This window comes from Streptomyces sp. NPDC104761, from assembly GCF_055583445.1.
On sequence record NZ_JBVJNZ010000044.1, the window covers coordinates 1 to 1,433 of the forward strand.

Consider the following 1,433-nt stretch of genomic DNA (forward strand, 5'->3'; position numbering starts at 1 on the left):
TGAGACCTGATGCCGAGCCGATTGTGGTGAAGTGGATGATCCTATGCTGTCGAGAAAAGCCTCTAGCGAGTTTCATGGCGGCCCGTACCCTAAACCGACTCAGGTGGTCAGGTAGAGAATACCGAGGCGTTCGGGTGAACTATGGTTAAGGAACTCGGCAAAATGCCCCCGTAACTTCGGGAGAAGGGGGGCCACACCTGGTGATCCGTTTTACACGGTGAGCTGGGGGTGGCCGCAGAGACCAGCGAGAAGCGACTGTTTACTAAAAACACAGGTCCGTGCGAAGCCGTAAGGCGATGTATACGGACTGACGCCTGCCCGGTGCTGGAACGTTAAGGGGACCGGTTAGCTCACTTTCGGGTGGGCGAAGCTGAGAACTTAAGCGCCAGTAAACGGCGGTGGTAACTATAACCATCCTAAGGTAGCGAAATTCCTTGTCGGGTAAGTTCCGACCTGCACGAATGGCGTAACGACTTCTCGACTGTCTCAACCATAGGCCCGGTGAAATTGCACTACGAGTAAAGATGCTCGTTTCGCGCAGCAGGACGGAAAGACCCCGGGACCTTTACTACAGTTTGATATTGGTGTTCGGTTCGGCTTGTGTAGGATAGCTGGGAGACTTTGAAGCGGCCACGCCAGTGGTTGTGGAGTCGTCGTTGAAATACCAGTCTGGTCGTGCTGGATGTCTAACCTGGGTCCGTGATCCGGATCAGGGACAGTGTCTGATGGGTAGTTTAACTGGGGCGGTTGCCTCCTAAAGGGTAACGGAGGCGCCCAAAGGTTCCCTCAGCCTGGTTGGCAATCAGGTGTTGAGTGTAAGTGCACAAGGGAGCTTGACTGTGAGACCGACGGGTCGAGCAGGGACGAAAGTCGGGACTAGTGATCCGGCGGTGGCTTGTGGAAGCGCCGTCGCTCAACGGATAAAAGGTACCCCGGGGATAACAGGCTGATCTTCCCCAAGAGTCCATATCGACGGGATGGTTTGGCACCTCGATGTCGGCTCGTCGCATCCTGGGGCTGGAGTCGGTCCCAAGGGTTGGGCTGTTCGCCCATTAAAGCGGTACGCGAGCTGGGTTTAGAACGTCGTGAGACAGTTCGGTCCCTATCCGCTGTGCGCGTAGGAGTCTTGAGAAGGGCTGTCCCTAGTACGAGAGGACCGGGACGGACGAACCTCTGGTGTGCCAGTTGTTCTGCCAAGGGCATGGCTGGTTGGCTACGTTCGGGAGGGATAACCGCTGAAAGCATCTAAGCGGGAAGCCTGCTTCGAGATGAGGACTCCCACCCACTTGATGGGGTAAGGCTCCCAGTAGACGACTGGGTTGATAGGCCGGATCTGGAAGCCAGGTAACTGGTGGAGGTGACCGGTACTAATAGGCCGAGGGCTTGTCCTCAGTTGCTCGCGTCCACTGTGTTAGTTCTGAGGCAACGACCGT

Annotated in this window: 1 rRNA gene; it reads left to right on the top strand. The window is 56.4% G+C overall.

What is annotated here, in order from left to right:
* Nucleotides 1–1,391, top strand: a 23S ribosomal RNA gene (locus ACZ63F_RS42990); the annotation flags it as partial.
* Nucleotides 1,392–1,433 lie beyond the last annotated feature (42 nt).